This window comes from Faecalibacterium sp. An121, assembly GCF_002160915.1.
GTDB classification, from domain to species: domain Bacteria; phylum Bacillota; class Clostridia; order Oscillospirales; family Ruminococcaceae; genus Faecalibacterium; species Faecalibacterium avium.
Genome location: NZ_NFLM01000058.1, coordinates 1 through 763, shown reverse-complemented (window position 1 = coordinate 763; position 763 = coordinate 1). Strand labels below are relative to the sequence as shown.

At 54.0% G+C, this 763-nt stretch carries 1 rRNA gene; it reads right to left on the bottom strand.

The features are described from left to right. Positions 1-763 (bottom strand): 16S ribosomal RNA (locus B5E66_RS12690); the annotation flags it as partial.

Here is a 763-nt window from a genome sequence, read left to right as displayed (position 1 = left end):
CAGAGGATGTCAAGACTTGGTAAGGTTCTTCGCGTTGCGTCGAATTAAACCACATACTCCACTGCTTGTGCGGGCCCCCGTCAATTCCTTTGAGTTTCAACCTTGCGGTCGTACTCCCCAGGTGGATTACTTATTGTGTTAACTGCGGCACTGAAGGGGTCTATCCTCCAACACCTAGTAATCATCGTTTACGGTGTGGACTACCAGGGTATCTAATCCTGTTTGCTACCCACACTTTCGAGCCTCAGCGTCAGTTGGTGCCCAGTAGGCCGCCTTCGCCACTGGTGTTCCTCCCGATATCTACGCATTCCACCGCTACACCGGGAATTCCGCCTACCTCTGCACTACTCAAGATCTACAGTTTTGAGAGCAGTTCATGGGTTGAGCCCATGCATTTCACTCCCAACTTGTCTACCCGCCTGCGCTCCCTTTACACCCAGTAATTCCGGACAACGCTCGTGACCTACGTTTTACCGCGGCTGCTGGCACGTAGTTAGCCGTCACTTCCTTGTTGAGTACCGTCCTTTTCTTCCTCAACAACAGGAGTTTACAATCCGAAGACCTTCTTCCTCCACGCGGCGTCGCTGCATCAGGGTTTCCCCCATTGTGCAATATTCCCCACTGCTGCCTCCCGTAGGAGTCTGGGCCGTGTCTCAGTCCCAATGTGGCCGTTCAACCTCTCAGTCCGGCTACCGATCGTCGCCTTGGTGGGCCGTTACCTCACCAACCAGCTAATCGGACGCGAGGCCATCTCAAAGCGGAT